A 19071-nucleotide genomic window follows, 5' to 3' on the forward strand; every position below is an offset into this window, starting at 1 on the left:
CGGCACGCGGCAGCACGAGCGGAAAACACGTCGAGCCGTGAGCAGTCGGCACGGGGGGCGGGAGCGGCCGGCACGATCCGGCCGGACAGCCCGCGGCTGCTGGTGAACTCGGCCCAGCGGCGTGCCGCGCGGGTGGCGGCGGGAAAGCCGGAGTATCCGCTCAAGGTCACGGTCAGCGCGTCCGGCGAGCTGGATCCGACGGCGAACTTCTGGCACACCGGCGGCGAGAAAGTCGTCTATACGACGGAGAAGGGCGCGGAGCGCCTGCGCCGGGCGCCTCTCGCGGCCGACGTGGTCGCGCTGGGCGCCGAGCTGGACTGGCGGGACCTGCTGCGGCACCCGCACGAGGCGTGAGCGGCGGGCACGCGGCAGCGTGAGGGGCGAGGCCGCACGCTCCGCGGGGCTACTTCTCCATCCCCCGGTTCAACTGGTTCAGCAGCCGCGCCAGCTCCGCGACCTCACGCCGGTCCCAGTGCGAGAGCTGCGCGACGTAACGCTCCCGCCGTGCCTCACGCACCTTGGCGACCCGGCCACGCCCCTCCTCCGTGAGGTGCACCAGCCACGCCCGCCCGTCGGCGGGGTCGGGTTCACGGGCGACCAGCCCGAGGTCCTCCAGTGCGCGCAGCTGACGCGACATGGTGGCCTTGCCGACACCGATGTACGCGGCGAGTTCGGTGGCCCGCAGTTGCCCGGACTCATCCAGACGGACCAACAGGCCGTACGCCGCCGACTCCAGGTCCGGATGGACCTCGCGGGCCATCTCACCCTGCTTGGCGCGGGCGCGCCGGAACAGAACCGTCAACTCGCGTTCCAGGTCGAGGAACTCGGGCCGGCCCGGACCACCACCGGACACTCCTCCGGCGGAGGCGCCCTGGGATTCGACTCGCGGCCCGTCGCCGTTTCGGTCTTCGTGCACGTCAGCCCCTGCCTCGATTTTCCCGGTCCTGAAAGTTTCCGCCGACCGCCGTGATTGCCGCAGCTCCGCCAGTATTTCGCAGGCGTGGACCAACGGCAGCCTCCGGACCCCCTTCCACCTGCTCTTCTACGCGCCTAGCGTCTGTGCCGGGGCCGTGCACCGAGGCCCGAATGGCATGCACACGCCACAGACACGCGCGTTTCCTCACCGAGCATCACCGAGCCTTCGGAGGCACGCTAATGCCCGTGCACAGACCCGAACCGCTCCGCCGCCGGCGCCCGCACCTCGCCGGGCTCCTGCTCGCCGCCGTCCTCTCCCTACTCCTCGCCGCCCACACCTCTCCCGCCACCGCCGACGACACCCCGCCCCGCGGCTCCGCGTACATGGGCATGGGCGTCCTGGCCCACGACGGCGAGGAGAGCCTCCCCGCCGATGTCCTGGCCACCCAGACGGAAGGCGTGGACGTCTCCAGCCACCAGGGCGACGTCGCCTGGCCGACCCTGTGGAACAGCGGGGTCAAGTGGGCCTACGTCAAGGCCACCGAGGGGACCTACTACACCAACCCCTACTTCGCCCAGCAGTACAACGGCTCCTACAACGTCGGCATGATCCGCGGCGCCTACCACTTCGCCACCCCCGACACCACCAATGGAGCAACCCAGGCCAACTACTTCGTCGACCACGGCGGCGGTTGGTCCCGCGACGGCAGGACCCTGCCGGGCGCCCTCGACATCGAGTGGAACCCGTACGGCGACGCCTGCTACGGCAAGACCCCGGCTGCGATGGTCACCTGGATCCGCGACTTCGTGACCCAGTACAAGACCCGCACCGGGCGCGACCCCGTCATCTACACGGCCACCAGCTGGTGGAAGCAGTGCACCGGGAATAACAGCGGCTTCGCCTCCGCCCATCCGCTGTGGATCGCGCGGTACGCCGCCGCCGTGGGCGAACTCCCGGCCGGCTGGAGCTACTACACGATGTGGCAGTACACGTCGTCCGGTCCGACCGTCGGCGACCACAACAGGTTCAACGGAGCGCTGGACCGGCTCCAGGCTCTGGCGAACGGCTGAGCCACACCCACGCCCAGCCCACGTCCAGGTCCACACCCACACCCCCCCACGCCCACGCCCACAACCGACTGCGGCGAAGGCCCGGGCCTCCCTCACGAGAACCCGGGCCTTGCCCATCCGGCCGCGTCCGTCACGCCGCGACCGGAACCTCCGGCGCCGCGCCGTTGGTGGCCGGCGACAGCGCCAGTTCCAGGACCTGGCGGACGTCGGTCACGGCGTGGACGTCGAGCTTGTCCAGCACCTCGGCCGGGACGTCGTCCAGGTCGGCCTCGTTGCGCTTGGGGATGATCACCGTGGTGACCCCGGCGCGGTGCGCCGCCAGCAGCTTCTGCTTCACGCCACCGATCGGCAGCACCCGGCCCGTCAGCGAGACCTCACCCGTCATCGCCACGTCCGTGCGGACCAGCCGGCCGGACAGGAGCGATGCCAGCGCCGTCGTCATCGTGATGCCGGCGCTCGGGCCGTCCTTGGGGACCGCGCCCGCCGGGAAGTGGATGTGCACGCCCCGGTCCTTGAGGTCGGCGACCGGGAGCTCCAGTTCCGCGCCGCGCGAGCGGAGGAAGGACAGGGCGATCTGTGCGCTCTCCTTCATCACGTCACCCAGCTGGCCGGTCAGCGTCAGACCGGCCGCGCCCGTCTCCGGATCGGCCAGGGACGCCTCGACGAACAGGACGTCACCGCCCGCGCCCGTCACCGCCAGCCCGGTCGCCACGCCGGGCACGGCCGTACGGCGCTCCGCCGGGTCCTGGGCGGACTCGGGCACGTGGTGCGGCCGGCCGATCAGGCCGCGCAGGTCGCCGTCCTCGACGGTGAACGGCAGCTCCCGCTCGCCCAGTTCGTGCTGGGCCGCCACCTTGCGCAGCAGCCTCGCGATGGACCGCTCCAGGTTGCGGACGCCCGCCTCGCGCGTGTACTCACCGGCGAGCTTGCGCAGCGCGCCCTCGCCGATGGCGACCTCGTCCTTGTCCAGACCCGCCCGCTCCAGCTGACGCGGGAGCAGGTGGTCACGGGCGATGACGATCTTCTCGTCCTCGGTGTAGCCGTCGAGGCGGACCAGCTCCATGCGGTCGAGCAGGGCCTCCGGGATGGCCTCCAGGACGTTGGCGGTGGCGAGGAAGACCACGTCCGAGAGGTCCAGTTCCACTTCCAGGTAGTGGTCGCGGAAGGTGTGGTTCTGGGCCGGGTCCAGGACCTCGAGCAGGGCGGCCGCCGGGTCGCCCCGGAAGTCGGACCCCACCTTGTCGATCTCGTCGAGGAGGACCACCGGGTTCATCGACCCGGCCTCCTTGATGGCCCGCACGATGCGGCCGGGCAGCGCGCCGACGTACGTACGCCGGTGGCCGCGGATCTCCGCCTCGTCCCGTACGCCACCGAGGGCGACGCGGACGAACTTGCGGCCCATGGCGTGCGCGACGGACTCGCCGAGCGAGGTCTTGCCGACGCCGGGCGGGCCGACCAGCGCCAGGACGGCACCGCCACGCCGGCCGCCGACGACACCCAGGCCGCGGTCGTTACGGCGCTTGCGCACCGCGAGGTACTCGGTGATGCGTTCCTTCACGTCCTCCAGACCGGCGTGCTCGGCGTCGAGAATCGCCTTGGCGCCCTGGATGTCGTACTCGTCCTCGGTCCGCTCGTTCCACGGCAGTTCGAGCACGGTGTCGAGCCAGGTCCGGATCCACGACCCCTCGGGCGACTGGTCGGAGGACCGCTCCAGCTTGTCGACCTCCTTGAGCGCGGCCTCGCGGACGTTCTCGGGCAGGTCGGCGGCCTCGACGCGGGCGCGGTAGTCGTCGGACTCCTCGCCGTCCTGCTCGCCGTTGATCTCCCGCAGTTCCTTGCGCACGGCCTCCAGCTGACGCCGCAGCAGGAACTCGCGCTGCTGCTTGTCGACGCCCTCCTGGACGTCCTTGGCGATGGTCTCGGCGACGTCCTGCTCGGCGAGGTGGTCGCGCAGCTGCTGGGTGGCGAGCTTGAGGCGGGCGACCGGGTCGGCGGTCTCCAGGAGCTCCACCTTCTGCTCGGTGCTCAGGAAGGGCGAGTAACCGGAGTTGTCGGCGAGGGCGGAGACGTCGTCGATGGCCTGGACGCGGTCGACGACCTGCCAGGCGCCGCGCTTGCGCAGCCAGGCGGTGGCGAGGGCCTTGTACTCCTTCACCAGGTCGGTGACCTGTCCGGGCAGCGGCTCGGGCACGCTCTCGTCGACGCGGGTCCCCTCGACCCACAGGGCCGCACCCGGTCCGGTCGTCCCGGCGCCGATCTGCACACGGCCGCGACCGCGGATCAGGGCACCGGGGTCACCGTCGGCCAGCCGGCCGACCTGCTCGACGGTGCCGAGCACACCGGTGCTCGCGTACGTCCCGTCGATGCGTGGCACCAGCAGCACCCGGGGCTTCCCTGGCTGTGACCTCGCGGCGGCCTCAGCGGCCTCCACCGCGGCGCGCACGTCGGCGTCGTTCAGGTCCAGCGGGACCACCATTCCGGGCAGCACCACCTCGTCGTCGAGCGGCAGCACGGGCAGGGTGAGCGGTGTGGACGTCGAAGCCATGATCTCCCCTTCGGCAGTCAAGTTGAGTTATGCCGACTCAATGCACGGGACGCTTCGAATGTTCCCCGGCCTCCGTTCGCTGTGAGCGATCGCTTACGCCACAGGACCTGACCTCGACTTCTTTCGGTAAACGGCGGGCGGGGCCTGATCCTTCCCGCGCCGTCTCCGCCTCGTTCAGCGGCCCGCGTGAGGGTCGAACGGAAAATCGGTCGCACGCCAGCGCGGCCGCCCCACCGCCCGCCCGGGCGCGGCGGGCTTCGTGCCCGAGGGCGAGGGCGAGGGCGAGGGCGAGGAGACGGTAGTGGTCGGACGCGCCGCGGCCATGGCCGACGACAGCCTGTCCTGCCCGCGGGCGTGACGCTGCGCCATGCCGGGGCGGCCCCGGGCGGGATCGCCGTCCATGTCGCCGACGCGCACGGCGAGGTCGTCTCCGCCTCCCGGCCGGCCTGCCGCGCCGATAGCGACTTCGCGAGCCTGTGCAGCGAGGCAACCCTGGTCGAACGGCGGGGGCCGGGGTTGGCTACCGCGCGCTGGTCGCGACCCGCGCGTGCGGCCGCCCGAAGCCGGTCGACCCCGCCGGGCACCACCCGCGCACGACCGGCCACATCGCGATCCCGATGGCCAGGGCCATCAGATGCCCCCAATTGGTCAGCGGGTCCGTGAGATTGACGAGGTCCTGGACCAGCATCCCGCCGAACAGCACCAGCACCGGCCACCGAAGCCACGGCCGCAGCAGCCCGCTCAGCGCGCCGATGGCCGTGGCGACGCCGAAGCTGACGCCGTAGTCGAGGCGGTGCAGCGAACTGTCGGGAAGGTGGCCGGCCAGCACGGCGAGTCCCACCGGGACCTCGGTCGCGAGGGTGGCCAGGACGTGCCCGGTCAGGAAGACGAGGGCCGTGCGCACGCCGCCGATCCGTCGCTCCAGGGCTGTGAGCACCAGCAGGAAGGCGAGCGTGTACGGCGTCACGAGCCCGCCCGCGATCCACAGCGCGCTGGCGAGCAGCACCGTCACGGGCGTCCCCACGAGGTGCGCCACGTCGGTGCTGGAGCCTTGGTGCAGAGCGTGGACGAGGGCGGGGTCGGCATACGCGGCGACGAGCGAAGTGACGGCCAGTACGGCTGCGTAGGCGAGAGTGAACAGCGTGCCGGTGGCGGTGGGGAGCAGACGCCAGGGGTGGCCGAGGCGGAGCAGGGGCGCGCAGGCTTCAGGGGGGATCGGCGAGGGCGCCGTCGCAACGGCGCTCGGCGCGGAGGGCGACGCAGGAACGGCGGTCGGCGCCGTCGCGCCCAGCGGCCCGCGCTGCCGCGGCATCCCGTCCAGCAGCTCCGCCACATCGGGCAGGTCCGCCACGTCGGGCAGGTCCGCCACGTCGGGCAGATCCGCCACCTCTCGCAGGCCCGCCACATCGGGCAGCTCCGCCACGCCTCGCAGGTCCGCCGCATCGGGCAGGTCCGCCACGTCGGGCAGATCCGCCACCTCTCGCAGCTCCGCCACCTCTCGCAGGCCCGCCACCTCTCGCAGCTCCGCCACCTCTCGCAGGTCCGCCGCGTCGGGCAGCTCCGCCACACCTCGCAGACCCGGCACGTCGGGCAGATCCGCGTCCCCGGGCATGGGAGCCGAGCCCGGCACGCCCCCAGCCGCAGTCCGTTCCAAGGTGAGGCGCCCCTTCCGTTTCCTCCACCCTTCGCCCGCGGCGCACCCGTGTCTGTGACCGGCGCCACAAGGGAGCCGATTCTCAGCAACCTCTCAACAAGCCCCCGAACCCGTTCCCCCCAACGGGGTACCTCCCGGCCACACACCCCCGAGGGAAAGCTTTCAGCCCACCGTGCAGGCCTGCCAGGATGGCCCGATGCCCACTTCGTACGACATCCCCGAAGTCCTGGACCGTCGCGAAGGCCCGCACGGTGAGGTCGTGCTGCGACGGCACGGTGAGCTGCTCCAGATCATCGCGAACGGCTGCTTCCTGATGGACACATCCGACGGCCGCTCGGAACGGCTGCTCGTGGACGCGGCACTCGGCGCACTGGACGGGCGGCCGCGGCCCCGCGTGCTGATCGGGGGGCTCGGCGTCGGGTTCTCGCTCGCACATGCCGCAGCCGATCCACGCCCGGGAAGGATCACCGTCGTGGAGCGCGAGCGCGCGATTATCGACTGGCATCTCGACGGCCCGTTGTCCGACTTCTCCCGCCGGGCCATCGCGGACCCCCGTACCGAGATTCTGGAAACGGATCTCGTGGCGTACGTACATGAGACTTCCGCCACGTATGACGCCTTGTGCCTCGACATCGACAACGGCCCCGGCTGGACTGTCACCGAGGGCAACGACAGCCTCTACTCACCGGCCGGACTGGCAGGCTGCGCAGGGGCGTTGAGGCCCGGCGGGGTGCTTGCCGTATGGTCCGCACAGCCATCTCCGGAATTCGAAGAAACCTTGTGTAATGCCGGATTCCAACAGGTGCGTACCGAAGAGATCCCCGTTGCCCGGGGCGTTCCGGACGTCGTACACCTCGCCGTACGACCTGGATAGCCGTGGCGCGGTGACTCCCCGTACTCTGCTCACCTGACGCGGATCATTCAAGCGTCAATCGCAAGCATGAGCAGGCATGGCCAGTTAGCGGGATCACCCCACGGATTCCGGAAAGCAACTTTGGGGCGGGCGATGGAGCAGACACACACCTCCCACAACGGCACGGCGGCAACCCCGGGCGCTCAGCGCCGGGTCCTCGTGGTCGAGGACGATCCGACCATCGTGGACGCCATCGCGGCCCGCCTGCGCGCCGAGGGTTTCCTCGTGCAGACCGCGGGCGACGGTCCGGCGGCGGTCGACACGGCCGAGGCCTGGCAGCCCGACCTGCTGATCCTCGACATCATGCTGCCGGGCTTCGACGGCCTGGAGGTATGCCGCCGGGTGCAGGCCCAGCGCCCGGTGCCGGTGCTGATGCTGACCGCGCGGGACGACGAGACCGACATGCTGGTCGGCCTCGGCGTCGGCGCGGACGACTACATGACGAAGCCGTTCTCGATGCGGGAGCTGGCGGCACGCGTGCATGTGCTGCTGCGCCGCGTCGAGCGGGCCGCGCTGGCCGCGACGACCCCGCGGTCGGGCATCCTGCGGCTCGGCGAGCTGGAGATCGACCACGCACAGCGTCGGGTGCGGGTGCGCAGTGAGGATGTTCACCTCACACCCACCGAGTTCGACCTCCTGGTGTGCCTGGCGAACACCCCGCGCGCGGTGCTCTCCCGTGAGCAGCTGCTCGCCGAGGTGTGGGACTGGGCGGACGCCTCCGGCACCCGCACGGTCGACAGCCACATCAAGGCGCTGCGCCGGAAGATCGGCGCCGAGCGGATCCGTACGGTGCACGGCGTGGGCTACGCCCTGGAGACGCCGACGCCATGAGCGACGGACCGGCCGCACGGAGAGGCCCTGGGGAGCCCTGGGGCGGCGTACGTCCGTTCTCGATCAAGACCAAGCTGGGCGCGCTGGTCATCATCGCGGTGCTGATCACCACCGGCCTGTCGATGATCGCGGTGCGCACGCAGACGGAACTGCGCTTCATCACGGTCTTCTCGATGATCGCCACACTGCTCATTACGCAGTTCGTGGCTCATTCGCTCACCGCGCCGCTGGACGAGATGAACGCGGTGGCCCGGTCCATCTCGCACGGCGACTACACGCGCCGGGTGCGCGAGAACCGCCGCGACGAGCTGGGCGACCTGGCCGGGACGATCAATCTCATGGCGGACGAGCTGGAGGCCCAGGACCAGCAGCGCAAGGAGCTGGTGGCGAACGTCTCGCACGAGCTGCGCACCCCGATCGCGGGCCTGCGTGCCGTCCTGGAGAACGTGGTCGACGGCATCGCCGAGGCCGACCCCGAGACCATGCGTACGGCGCTGAAGCAGACCGAGCGGCTCGGCCGGCTCGTGGAGACGCTCCTGGACCTGTCCCGCCTGGACAACGGCGTCGTACCGCTGCGCATGCGGCGCTTCGAGGTCTGGCCGTACCTGTCCGGCGTGCTGAAGGAGGCCAACATGGTCGCCTCCGCGCGCGGGGGCATGGCGTCGGGCTCCGGCAGCCACACCCGTACGGACGTCCATCTGCACCTCGACGTCTCCCCGCCGGAGCTGACGGCGCACGCCGACCCCGAGCGCATCCACCAGGTGGTCGCCAACCTCATCGACAACGCGATCAAGCACAGCCCGCCGCACGGCCGCGTGACGGTCAAGGCGCGGCGCGGGATGCAGCCGGAGTCGCTGGTGCTGGAGGTCCTGGACGAGGGGCCGGGGATTCCGAAGGCGGACTGGCACAGGGTCTTCGAGCGCTTCAACCGCGGCGCCGTCCGCCGGCCGCACGGGCCGGGCAGCGATGGCGGTACGGGTCTGGGGCTGGCGATCGCGCGCTGGGCCGTCGATCTGCATGGCGGCCGGATCGGGGTGGCCGAATCCGAGCGGGGTTGCCGGATTCTTGTCACACTTCCCGGGCAGCCATCCGTACCAAGTTGACGTAAAGTTCGAACCGGAGCATCAAGATCCACGTGCGTCCTGCCTGACGGACACGTGTGATCAGGTACGGACCTGCGCTTTCGGCGCGCCAGGTCGAGATCTCGTCGTCCCCTCTGCGGTCAACCCAAGCGGAACCACGCTTGTTTCCCGCCATTTCCAGGCCCGAAACACGCTTTCCGATGTGACTTACACGACGATGACCTTGCTCAGCCTGACCTTCTCGGCCATGGGGGCGTAGCCTTAATTCCCGCTGTCCATCACCTTGTGAAGCGGAAGAGGGCGGTTGCCGCCGTGTCGCCACAGTCCCCCAGTAACTCGAGCATCTCGACCGACACCGACCAAGCGGGCAAGAACCCCGCGGCCGCGTTCGGGCCGAACGAGTGGCTCGTCGACGAGATCTATCAGCAGTACCTCCAGGACCCGAATTCGGTAGACCGTGCCTGGTGGGACTTCTTCGCCGACTACAAGCCGGGAGCGCCTGCCGCCTCGGCTCCGGCGGGTACCGCGGCCCCGGGGGCGGCGGGAACCACCAGCACGGCTCCGGCGGCCCCCGCCGCCCCGGCTGCTCCGGCCGCCCCGTCGGTCCCCGCGCCGGCCCCCGCCGCCCCGAAGCCCGCTGCCGCCGCGCCCGCCGCTGCGGCCCCGGCTCCGGCTGCGGCGAAGCCCGCCGCGCCGGCCCCGGCCGCGAAGCCCGCTCAGCCGAAGAAGACCGAGCCTGCCGCCGCTGTCGACGGTCCCGAGCTCGTGACGCTGCGCGGCCCCGCCGCCGCGGTCGCGAAGAACATGAACGCCTCCCTGGAGGTGCCCACGGCCACGTCCGTGCGCGCCGTCCCGGTGAAGCTGCTCTTCGACAACCGCATCGTCATCAACAACCACCTGAAGCGCGCCCGGGGCGGGAAGATCTCCTTCACGCACCTGATCGGCTACGCGATGGTGCAGGCCATCAAGGCCATGCCGTCGATGAACTACTCCTTCGCGGAGAAGGACGGCAAGCCGACCCTGGTCAAGCCGGAGCACATCAACTTCGGCCTCGCCATCGACCTGGTCAAGCCCAACGGCGACCGCCAGCTCGTGGTCGCGGGCATCAAGAAGGCCGAGACCCTGAACTTCTTCGAGTTCTGGCAGGCCTACGAGGACATCGTCCGCCGCGCCCGTGACGGCAAGCTGGGCATGGACGACTTCACCGGCGTGACCGTCTCCCTGACCAACCCCGGCGGCCTCGGCACGGTTCACTCCGTGCCGCGTCTGATGCCCGGCCAGTCGGTGATCATGGGCGTCGGCTCCATGGACTACCCGGCGGAGTTCCAGGGCACGTCCCAGGACACCCTGAACAAGCTCGGCATCTCGAAGGTCATGACGCTCACGTCGACCTACGACCACCGGGTGATCCAGGGCGCCGCCTCCGGCGAGTTCCTGCGGATCGTCGCGAACCTCCTGCTCGGCGAGAGCAACTTCTACGACGAGATCTTCGAGTCGCTGCGCATCCCCTACGAGCCGGTCCGCTGGCTCAAGGACATCGACGCCAGCCACGACGACGACGTCACGAAGGCCGCCCGTGTCTTCGAGCTGATCCACTCCTACCGGGTCCGCGGCCACGTCATGGCCGACACCGACCCGCTGGAGTACCAGCAGCGCAAGCACCCCGACCTGGACATCACCGAGCACGGCCTCACGCTCTGGGACCTGGAGCGCGAGTTCGCGGTCGGCGGCTTCTCCGGCAAGTCCCTGATGAAGCTGCGCGACATCCTCGGCGTGCTGCGCGACTCGTACTGCCGCACCACCGGCATCGAGTTCATGCACATCCAGGACCCCAAGCAGCGCAAGTGGATCCAGGACCGCATCGAGCGCCCGCACACCAAGCCGGAGCGCGAGGAGCAGCTGCGCATCCTGCGCCGACTGAACGCGGCGGAGGCCTTCGAGACCTTCCTGCAGACGAAGTACGTCGGCCAGAAGCGGTTCAGCCTGGAGGGCGGCGAGTCCGTCATCCCGCTGCTGGACGCGGTCCTCGACTCGGCCGCCGAGTCGCGCCTGGACGAGGTCGTCATCGGCATGGCCCACCGCGGCCGGCTGAACGTGCTCGCGAACATCGTCGGCAAGTCGTACGCGCAGATCTTCCGCGAGTTCGAGGGCAACCTCGACCCGAAGTCGATGCACGGCTCCGGCGACGTGAAGTACCACCTGGGCGCCGAGGGCACCTTCACGGGCCTGGACGGCGAGCAGATCAAGGTCTCGCTCACCGCCAACCCCTCGCACCTGGAGGCGGTCGACCCGGTCCTCGAGGGCGTCGCGCGCGCCAAGCAGGACATCATCAACAAGGGCGGCACGGACTTCACGGTCCTGCCCGTCGCCCTGCACGGTGACGCGGCCTTCGCGGGCCAGGGTGTCGTGGCCGAGACGCTCAACATGTCTCAGCTGCGCGGTTACCGCACCGGCGGCACGGTCCACATCGTCATCAACAACCAGGTCGGCTTCACGGCGGCGCCCGAGTCCTCGCGCTCCTCCATGTACTCGACCGACGTGGCCCGGATGATCGAGGCCCCGATCTTCCACGTCAACGGCGACGACCCCGAGGCGGTCGTCCGCGTTGCCCGCCTGGCCTTCGAGTTCCGCCAGGCGTTCAACAAGGACGTCGTGATCGACCTCATCTGCTACCGCCGCCGCGGTCACAACGAGTCGGACAACCCGGCCTTCACCCAGCCGCTGATGTACGACCTGATCGACAAGAAGCGCTCGGTGCGCAAGCTCTACACCGAGTCCCTCATCGGTCGCGGCGACATCACCCTGGAAGAGGCCGAGCAGGCCCTGCAGGACTACCAGGGCCAGCTCGAGAAGGTCTTCACGGAGGTCCGCGAGGCCACCTCGCAGCCGGCCGCCGTGGAGCCCTCTGACCCGCAGGCCGAGTTCCCGGTCGCCGTCACCACCGCGGTCACCGCGGAGGTCGTCAAGCGAATCGCGGAGTCCCAGGTCAACATCCCCGACCACATCACCGTCCACCCGCGTCTGCTGCCGCAGCTGCAGCGCCGGGCGTCGATGGTCGAGGACGGCACCATCGACTGGGGCATGGGCGAGACCCTCGCGATCGGCTCCCTCCTGCTGGAGGGCGTCCCGGTCCGCCTCGCCGGCCAGGACTCGCAGCGCGGTACGTTCGGCCAGCGCCACGCGGTCATCATCGACCGTGAGACGGGCGAGGAGTACACGCCGCTGCAGTACCTCTCCGAGGACCAGTCGCGGCTGAACGTCTACAACTCCCTGCTGTCCGAGTACGCGGCCATGGGCTTCGAGTACGGCTACTCGCTGGCCCGTCCCGAGGCGCTCGTGATGTGGGAGGCCCAGTTCGGCGACTTCGTCAACGGCGCCCAGACGGTCGTGGACGAGTTCATCTCGTCGGCCGAGCAGAAGTGGGCCCAGACCTCCGGTGTGGTCCTGCTCCTCCCGCACGGCTACGAGGGCCAGGGCCCGGACCACTCGTCCGCCCGCCCGGAGCGCTTCCTTCAGATGTGCGCGCAGAACAACATGACGGTCGCGATGCCGACGTCCCCGTCGAACTACTTCCACCTCCTGCGGTGGCAGTCGCACAACCCGCACCACAAGCCGCTGGTCGTCTTCACCCCGAAGTCGATGCTGCGCCTGAAGGCCGCCGCCTCCAAGGCGGAGGAGTTCACGACCGGGCAGTTCCAGCCGGTCATCGGCGACGCGTCGGTCGACCCGGCCGCGGTGAGGAAGGTCGTCTTCTGCGCCGGCAAGGTCTACTACGACATCGAGGCCGAGCGGAAGAAGCGCGGCGTCACGGACACGGCGATCATCCGCATCGAGCGTCTGTACCCGCTGCCGGGTACCGAGCTCCAGGCCGAGATCGCCAAGTACCCGAACGCCGAGAAGTACCTGTGGGCCCAGGAGGAGCCGGCGAACCAGGGTGCGTGGCCGTTCATCGCGCTCAACCTGATCGACCACCTGGACCTCGCGGTCGGCGCCGACGTCCCGCACGGTGAGCGCCTGCGCCGCATCTCGCGTCCGCACTCCTCGTCCCCGGCCGTCGGTTCCGCCAAGCGGCACCAGGCCGAGCAGGAACAGCTGGTGCGTGAGGTGTTCGAGGCCTGAGCCTCTGCACGGTCTGATCGGAAGGTCCGGCTCCGAGTCCGCGTGACTCGGAGCCGGACCTTCCGGCATTCGCGGTCAACTCGCCTGCCGCGCGACTAGATTGAGGGACGCACACGCTGAACCGACCCGGTCGCCAATCGGGTTGTGACCTGTTGTGACCTGTTGTGACCCCTCGGGACCTACGGGGGAACGAATGGCCGAGCTACTGCGGATCGCCATGGACGACGAGGACGGCCGCACAACTGGTCGTGGAGGTCGAGGACGACGAGCCCGGCATGGTCCGCGCTTCCCGCGTGGGTGACCGTATGCGCGAGGCCTCCGTGTCCCTGGAGGAAGCCCTGGCCCCCATCAGACGGGCCGCCGAGACCACCCTGCGCACTTTTCAGGCGGCCCAGCCCACCACGGTGGAGCTGGAGTTCGGCGTGAAGCTGAACGCGAGCGCCGGCGCCGTGCTCACGAAGACGGGCGTCGAGGGGCATGTCGTCGTGAAGCTCGGCTGGCAGAAACGGGACTCCGGCGCGTGAGTCGCGCAGCCGGTGGCCGCTCGGTACTCCCGTACACGCGCGCGTGCCGGGCACGACATATCCTCACTGCATGTACTTCACCGACCGAGGCATCGAAGAACTGGAGAAGCGGCGCGGCGAGGAGGAGATCACCTTCGAGTGGCTGGCCGAGCAGCTGCGCACCTTCGTCGACCTGAACCCCGACTTCGAGGTACCGGTGGAGCGGCTGGCGACATGGCTGGCCCGGCTGGACGACGAGGACGACGACGTCTAGACGCCAAGCAGGGGGTCGGCCGGCCCTCTCGTCCTGACGGTGCTCCTTCGCGGCGCGTCCCGGCGGATGCCTTCCCCCGTGGGCGCCCCTGACGCGGCGCGCTCATCACGTTGCCCGGCCGCCCGAGCCTCACTTTGCACAGCCGCCCGAGCAACCATCGCCAGCGGAGCCACAGGACGCCGACCAGGAGGTCGGCCGGCCCTCCCGGCGTGACGGTGCTCCTTCGCGGCGCGTCCCGGCGGATGCCCTCCCCCGTGGGCGCCCTGACGCGGCGCGCTCATCACGTTGCCCGGCCGCCCGAGCCTCACTTTGCACAGCCGCCCGAGCAACCATCGGCAGCGGAGCCACAGCACGCCACAGGACTGTGACCGTACAGCGACGACCGACGGCATCGGAGAGCCCTCGGTCGACGCCGAGCAGGAGGTCGGCCGGCCCTCCCGGCGTGACGGTGCTCCTTCGCGGCGCGTCCCGGCGGATGCCCTCCCCCGTGGGCGCCCTGGGGCGGCGGGCTTATCACGTTGCACGGCCGCCCGGGCAACCATCGCCAGCGGAGCCACAGGACGGCGACTGGACAGCGACGACCGACGGCATCGGAGAGCCCTCGGTCCAGTGGCCGCACCACCGCCGTGGGCCCCCGGGGCCCTCCTCCCAGCGGCGCACACCGCCGCCACTCTCCTCCCGTTCCCGCCGCCGGCCCGTGGGTGCGGACCTCGCGCCGATGTGCGTCGATGTCTGTTCCCCGCGACCAGATCACCGTCACCCGCCTCGATCCATCCACGTTCGCCGCCGAGCCGAACCATCCTGCGCGGACCCCGCGCCGCCCACGGCCACAGACCCCTGCCAGGCGCGCACCGCGGCCCCAGACCCGCGCCAGGCACAGCACCCCGATGCCCCTCAACCCCGCCACCCCCGCTGACGTCTCAACCCCGCCGCCGCGCCACCCTCGCTCACGCCTCAGCACGTCCGCCCCGCACCCCCAGCCCCGTCAGTCCAGCGGCCGCACCGCCTCGTACGCCAGCCCCAGCGCACCGTGGGCCAGCAGCACCGTGCCCGCCGCGAGCCAGCCGCCGCTGCGGTGCCGTAGGCCCCAGACCGCGAGGGGCAGGCCGGTCGCGATCTGCGTCAGGGCGAGGGCGCGGGCCTTGGGGCCGCCGGCCCAGGGGAGCCAGGGCCCGAGTCGGCCGCCCTCGACGGCGTCGAGTTCCGCGCGGAAGGCTTCGCGCCAGCCCCACCACTCGATGAGGCGGATGTGCGGCTGTGCGCGGACGGCAGCGTCGAGGTTGTCGGCGCTTTCGCCGGGCGCGAGGCCGTCGGGCAAGGACACGCCCGCGCGCGTGAGGACGGCGACCAGGCCACGCATGCGGGCCCGCGCGTCGGACTCGGGGTCGGGGCGCGTCAGCTCGTCGAGGGACTGCATGTCCAGGACCGGATCGAGGCCGAGCCGGCCCGCGAACGTGCGCATGGCCTCGTCCTCGCCGACCGGGGTGCCGTTGGCGAGCCAGACGTAGCCGACGGGGCGGCGGAAGCCGGAAGCGAGGGTGTATCCCGCGCGGTCGGCGTCCCACCACAGGGCGAGGACAGGCCAGGGCGCGCCGACGGCGAGGGCGGTGGCCCAGCCGGTGAGGACGCGGTCGATCGGTTCGCCGCACTCCAGCCAGGGCCGCCCCTCGGGCACGAGCACGCTCCACTCCCCGCCGGCGGGCGCGAGCAGCATGTCCTCGCGCAGCAGCCGGGCGACGGGGCCGACGGACTCGGGGTCCGCGCGGCAGAGCAGCAGGGCGCCCGGGGCAGGACGGGCCTGGCGAGCGACGCTGGACTCTTCCGTCGGCATGCCAACACGCTAGGCCGATTTGTCCACCTCACGTCACTTGTGATCACCAAAACGAGTGCCTTGACTTTCCCCGGCCGCGATATATCGTGTTTAGCAAGAGACGCGATATGGCGTGTCGTTGCTCATTGTTCAGGTCCGCCCCGGCCCGCGCGGCCGTGTCCGGTCGCCCAGGAGGTCCGCACCATGTCCGAGTGGTCCGTAGCAGAGCCCAGGAAGCTCACCTTCGACGAGCCGGTGAGCGAGCTCCATGTGCGCATCGTCAACGGCACGGTGAACGTCGTGGGCACGGACGAAGGTTCCGCCCGCCTGCAGGTCTCCGAGATCGAGGGACCGCCTCTGGTGGTGACCCAGGAGGGCGGCACCCTGTCGGTGGCGTACGAGGACCTGCCCTGGAAGGGCTTCCTCAAGTGGCTCGACCGCAAGGGCTGGCGCCGCAGTGCGGTGGTCTCTCTCGCGGTTCCGGCCGACACGCGCGTCGAGGTGGGCGTGGTCGGCGCGGGGGCAGTGGTCTCGGGGATCCAGGGCCCGTCGGTGGTCAAGGGCGTAACCGGGGACACCACCCTCGTCGCCCTGTCCGGCCCGGTCCGCGCCGACACGGTCTCCGGGAACCTGGAGGCCCAGGCCGTCACCGGCGACCTCCGCTTCAACTCCGTCTCCGGCGACCTCACGGTCGTAGAGGGCTCCGGCTCCTCCGTGAAGGCCGACTCGGTCAGCGGCTCCATGATCGTCGACCTTGACCCGGACGGCCCGACCGACGTCCGGCTGACCAGCGTCTCCGGCGAGATCGCCATCCGCCTGCCGGCACCGGCGGACGCGGACGTGGAGGCCAACACCGCGAGCGGCACGATCTCCAACGCCTTCGAGGGGCTGCGGGTCCACGGCCAGTGGGGCGCCCACAAGATCACCGGCCGTCTGGGCGCCGGCACCGGCAAGCTCCGGGCGACGACGGTCTCCGGCTCGATCGCGCTGCTGCGCCGCCCACCGCGGGAGGAGGAGCCGTGGGAGGCAGAGGCCTGGGAGGACCCCGAGCCCACGACGGACACGACCGACACGACCCCGACGACGGACACGACCCCGACGACGGACAAGGCCCGGACGACGGACGAGGCCCCGGCGACAGACACCGCCGCGACGACGGCCCCGCTGAGCGACACACACCACAGCCCGGGGGACAATTCCGTCTCCGGCCAGGGCGATGAACCAACCGACGCCCCACCCCACGCCCCGGCCGACGGCACGACCGACAAGAAGGTGCTCTGACATGCCCCCCGTCTTCGCCCACGGCCGCCTCCGCCTGTACCTGCTGAAGCTGCTGGACGAGGCCCCGCGCCACGGCTACGAGGTGATCCGCCTCCTCGAAGAGCGCTTCCAGGGGCTGTACGCACCGTCGGCCGGCACCGTCTACCCCCGCCTCGCCAAGCTGGAGGCCGAGGGCCTGGTCACCCACACCACCGAGGGCGGCCGCAAGGTGTACGCCATCACCGACGCCGGCCGGGCCGAACTGGCCGACCGCAGCGGCGAGTTGGCCGACCTGGAGCTGGAGATCAGGGAGTCGGTGGCCGAACTCGCCGCCGAGATCCGGGCCGACGTACGCGGCGCTGCGGGCGACCTGCGCCGCGAGATGCGGGCAGCCGCGACCGAGGCCCGCACGGGCACGTCCGCCAAGACGGACACGCCCTTCGGTGACTTCTCCGACTACACCGACAAGGAGGCGTGGCGCGCCGCCAAGGAGGAGATGCGCCGCGCCAAGCAGGAGTGGAAGGAGCAGGCCCGACGCGCCAAGGACGAGAGCCGCCGGGCCCGCGAGGAGGCCCAGCGCGCCCGCCGCCAGGCGAAGGAGGCCCAGGACCACGCGCGCGCCCAGGCCCAGGAGGAGGTCCAGCGCATCGCCCGCCGGGTCCAGGAGCACGTACAGGACCACTTCGCCCGCGGCGACTGGCCCACGGGCGTCCGGGAGGGCCTGACCGAACTGGCCAAGGAGTTCGGCGACTTCGGCAAGGACTACAGCAAGGGGTTCGGCCGGGACTTCGGCTTCGGCCGCCCGAGCGCCCCCAAGTCGGCACAGCAGCCCCCCGACTACTCCGACACCCCCAAGGACTTCCCCGCCGACTACGAACCCACCTGGGCCCACGAGTCCCCCACCGACGACCCGGCCCGCGACCTCGACCGCCTGCTCGACCGCTTCCGCGACGACATCCGTGATGCGGCAAGGGACCACGGCGTGACCCCCGACCAACTCCACGACGCCCGCCGCCACTTGTCGACAGCGGCAGCCCACATCGGAGCCCTACTGCGCACACCCAGGCCCTGACACCACGCCCCTGGGCAGCACGGCGCCCACTTCAACGGCGCTGCACTGCCCAGGCAGGCCGGCTCAGGAACCGCGCACCGACGCCCAGCGGCGCACCGCGAAGGCTTCCCCGGCCCCGTCCCCGCTCCCCCTTCTCCCATCCCCCTCCCCCTCCTCACCCGGCCTTGGCCTCTCCCTCGCCCTCTCCCCCCAGCACCCGGGTGACAGCCTCATATGTCACCCCGTGATCGGCGAGGACCTCGGCGGGCACGCCGGGGCGGCCGGTCAGGGCCAGGAGGATGTGCTCGTCGCCGATGTGCCGGTCCCGGCGCGCGACGGCGATACGCAGCGACCGCTCCAGCACGTCCTTGGCCTCCCGGCTGAAGGAGCGGCGCCCCGACCACCACCCCTTGTCCTTCCGGTCCCCGGCCATCGCCCCGACACCATGGACCTCCTCGACCCGGGCGACGATCTCCCCCACATCGATCCCCAACCCGGCCAGCGCATCTGCCTCGGCCTGCGAAAGCCCACCCCGCCGGCGAGCCTCCGCCAATGCCTGCCGCACGGACTCCAACCACTCCCCACCGCCGAGCACCGCCAGCGCGAACGAGGCCCGGCTCCCCTCCCTATCGAGCAGGGCGAGCAGCATGTGCTCGGCGTCGACGGTCTGCGCCCCTCCCCTCTCGGCGTGCTCAACGGCCCCCGTGACCACGGCACGGGCATCCTTCGTGAACCGCTCGAACATCAACGCCTCCCGTACTTCTTGTGCACGGCCTGCCTGCTGACCCCGAGTTCCGCGGCGATCTCCTGCCACGACCACCCCTGATTGCGCGCACTGCGCACCTGTACGGCTTCCAGCTGCTCCAGCAGCCGGCGCAGCGCCGCAACGGCCCGTAGCCCGACCCGGGGATCACGATCGCCCGCACGCGCGGCAAGATCTGTTGCTTCGGTCATACTGTCAACGTAAGTTGACACAAGTCGATACGTCAACCCCAGTTGACAGATGGGCCGAACAAAACGGCGGGCCCGAGGCAAAGCCCCGA

15 protein-coding genes and 1 pseudogene are annotated in these 19071 nt (G+C 70.9%); 10 read left to right on the plus strand and 6 right to left on the minus strand.

What is annotated here, in order from left to right:
* Positions 1-66: 66 nt before the first annotated feature.
* A pseudogene (locus ACFY5C_RS30640) lies at positions 67-348 on the plus strand (dihydrofolate reductase family protein); the annotation flags it as partial.
* Positions 349-403: 55 nt separating this feature from the next.
* Here the strand turns inward: ACFY5C_RS30640 and ACFY5C_RS30645 are convergent.
* On the minus strand, positions 404-916 hold the full coding sequence (locus tag ACFY5C_RS30645; RefSeq protein ID WP_389450067.1) for a MarR family winged helix-turn-helix transcriptional regulator: 513 nt from the start codon (positions 914-916) through the stop codon (positions 404-406).
* 239 nt (positions 917-1155) lie between these two features.
* Between ACFY5C_RS30645 and ACFY5C_RS30650 the strand changes: the two genes are divergently transcribed.
* Positions 1156-1986 carry a lysozyme gene (locus tag ACFY5C_RS30650; protein ID WP_389450070.1) on the plus strand — a complete coding sequence of 277 codons (831 nt, stop codon included), beginning with the start codon at positions 1156-1158 and terminating at the stop codon, positions 1984-1986.
* A gap of 130 nt (positions 1987-2116) precedes the next feature.
* On the opposite strand, the gene lon is transcribed toward ACFY5C_RS30650, so the two are convergent.
* Together lon and ACFY5C_RS30660 are read right to left on the minus strand one after the other, a co-directional pair.
* Positions 2117-4531 carry an endopeptidase La gene (gene lon, locus ACFY5C_RS30655; RefSeq protein WP_389450073.1) on the minus strand — a complete coding sequence of 805 codons (2415 nt, stop codon included), beginning with the start codon at positions 4529-4531 and terminating at the stop codon, positions 2117-2119.
* A gap of 520 nt (positions 4532-5051) precedes the next feature.
* The gene (locus ACFY5C_RS30660; protein WP_389450076.1) at positions 5052-6143 is read right to left on the minus strand and encodes a rhomboid-like protein; all 1092 of its coding nucleotides are present in this window, start codon (positions 6141-6143) and stop codon (positions 5052-5054) included.
* Positions 6144-6381: 238 nt separating this feature from the next.
* Here ACFY5C_RS30660 and ACFY5C_RS30665 point away from each other — a divergent pair, with 238 nt between their 5' ends.
* The 6 genes from ACFY5C_RS30665 (at position 6382) to ACFY5C_RS30690 (ending at position 13907) form a co-directional block, all read left to right on the plus strand.
* Positions 6382-7059, plus strand: a complete 678-nt coding sequence (locus tag ACFY5C_RS30665) for a spermidine synthase (RefSeq protein ID WP_389450079.1) — start codon at positions 6382-6384, stop codon at positions 7057-7059.
* A gap of 132 nt (positions 7060-7191) precedes the next feature.
* The gene (locus ACFY5C_RS30670; protein ID WP_003997964.1) at positions 7192-7929 is read left to right on the plus strand and encodes a response regulator transcription factor; all 738 of its coding nucleotides are present in this window, start codon (positions 7192-7194) and stop codon (positions 7927-7929) included.
* On the plus strand, positions 7926-9032 hold the full coding sequence (locus tag ACFY5C_RS30675; protein ID WP_389450082.1) for a sensor histidine kinase: 1107 nt from the start codon (positions 7926-7928) through the stop codon (positions 9030-9032). Before ACFY5C_RS30670 ends, ACFY5C_RS30675 begins: the two co-directional genes overlap by 4 nt.
* A gap of 291 nt (positions 9033-9323) precedes the next feature.
* Positions 9324-13130 carry a multifunctional oxoglutarate decarboxylase/oxoglutarate dehydrogenase thiamine pyrophosphate-binding subunit/dihydrolipoyllysine-residue succinyltransferase subunit gene (locus ACFY5C_RS30680; protein WP_389450085.1) on the plus strand — a complete coding sequence of 1269 codons (3807 nt, stop codon included), beginning with the start codon at positions 9324-9326 and terminating at the stop codon, positions 13128-13130.
* Between the two features lie 248 nt (positions 13131-13378).
* On the plus strand, positions 13379-13654 hold the full coding sequence (locus tag ACFY5C_RS30685) for a CU044_2847 family protein (RefSeq protein ID WP_389450088.1): 276 nt from the start codon (positions 13379-13381) through the stop codon (positions 13652-13654).
* A gap of 70 nt (positions 13655-13724) precedes the next feature.
* Positions 13725-13907 carry a DUF6104 family protein gene (locus tag ACFY5C_RS30690; protein WP_003997970.1) on the plus strand — a complete coding sequence of 61 codons (183 nt, stop codon included), beginning with the start codon at positions 13725-13727 and terminating at the stop codon, positions 13905-13907.
* Between the two features lie 985 nt (positions 13908-14892).
* Here ACFY5C_RS30690 and ACFY5C_RS30695 read toward each other — a convergent pair.
* Positions 14893-15738 (minus strand): hypothetical protein, encoded by an 846-nt coding sequence (locus tag ACFY5C_RS30695; RefSeq protein ID WP_389450091.1) that lies wholly within the window; start codon positions 15736-15738, stop codon positions 14893-14895.
* A gap of 183 nt (positions 15739-15921) precedes the next feature.
* Here ACFY5C_RS30695 and ACFY5C_RS30700 point away from each other — a divergent pair, with 183 nt between their 5' ends.
* Together ACFY5C_RS30700 and ACFY5C_RS30705 are read left to right on the plus strand one after the other, a co-directional pair.
* On the plus strand, positions 15922-16998 hold the full coding sequence (locus ACFY5C_RS30700; RefSeq protein WP_389450094.1) for a DUF4097 domain-containing protein: 1077 nt from the start codon (positions 15922-15924) through the stop codon (positions 16996-16998).
* A gap of 1 nt (position 16999) precedes the next feature.
* Positions 17000-18049, plus strand: a complete 1050-nt coding sequence (locus ACFY5C_RS30705) for a helix-turn-helix transcriptional regulator (RefSeq protein WP_389450097.1) — start codon at positions 17000-17002, stop codon at positions 18047-18049.
* 154 nt (positions 18050-18203) lie between these two features.
* On the opposite strand, the gene ACFY5C_RS30710 is transcribed toward ACFY5C_RS30705, so the two are convergent.
* Positions 18204-18773 (minus strand): Clp protease N-terminal domain-containing protein, encoded by a 570-nt coding sequence (locus ACFY5C_RS30710; protein WP_389450100.1) that lies wholly within the window; start codon positions 18771-18773, stop codon positions 18204-18206.
* Positions 18773-18982: a helix-turn-helix domain-containing protein gene (locus ACFY5C_RS30715; RefSeq protein WP_039651429.1), complete on the minus strand. Its 210-nt coding sequence runs from the start codon at positions 18980-18982 to the stop codon at positions 18773-18775. Before ACFY5C_RS30715 ends, ACFY5C_RS30710 begins: the two co-directional genes overlap by 1 nt.
* Positions 18983-19071 lie beyond the last annotated feature (89 nt).

The organism is Streptomyces sp. NPDC012935, assembly GCF_042900345.1.
In the GTDB taxonomy this organism is placed as follows: domain Bacteria; phylum Actinomycetota; class Actinomycetes; order Streptomycetales; family Streptomycetaceae; genus Streptomyces.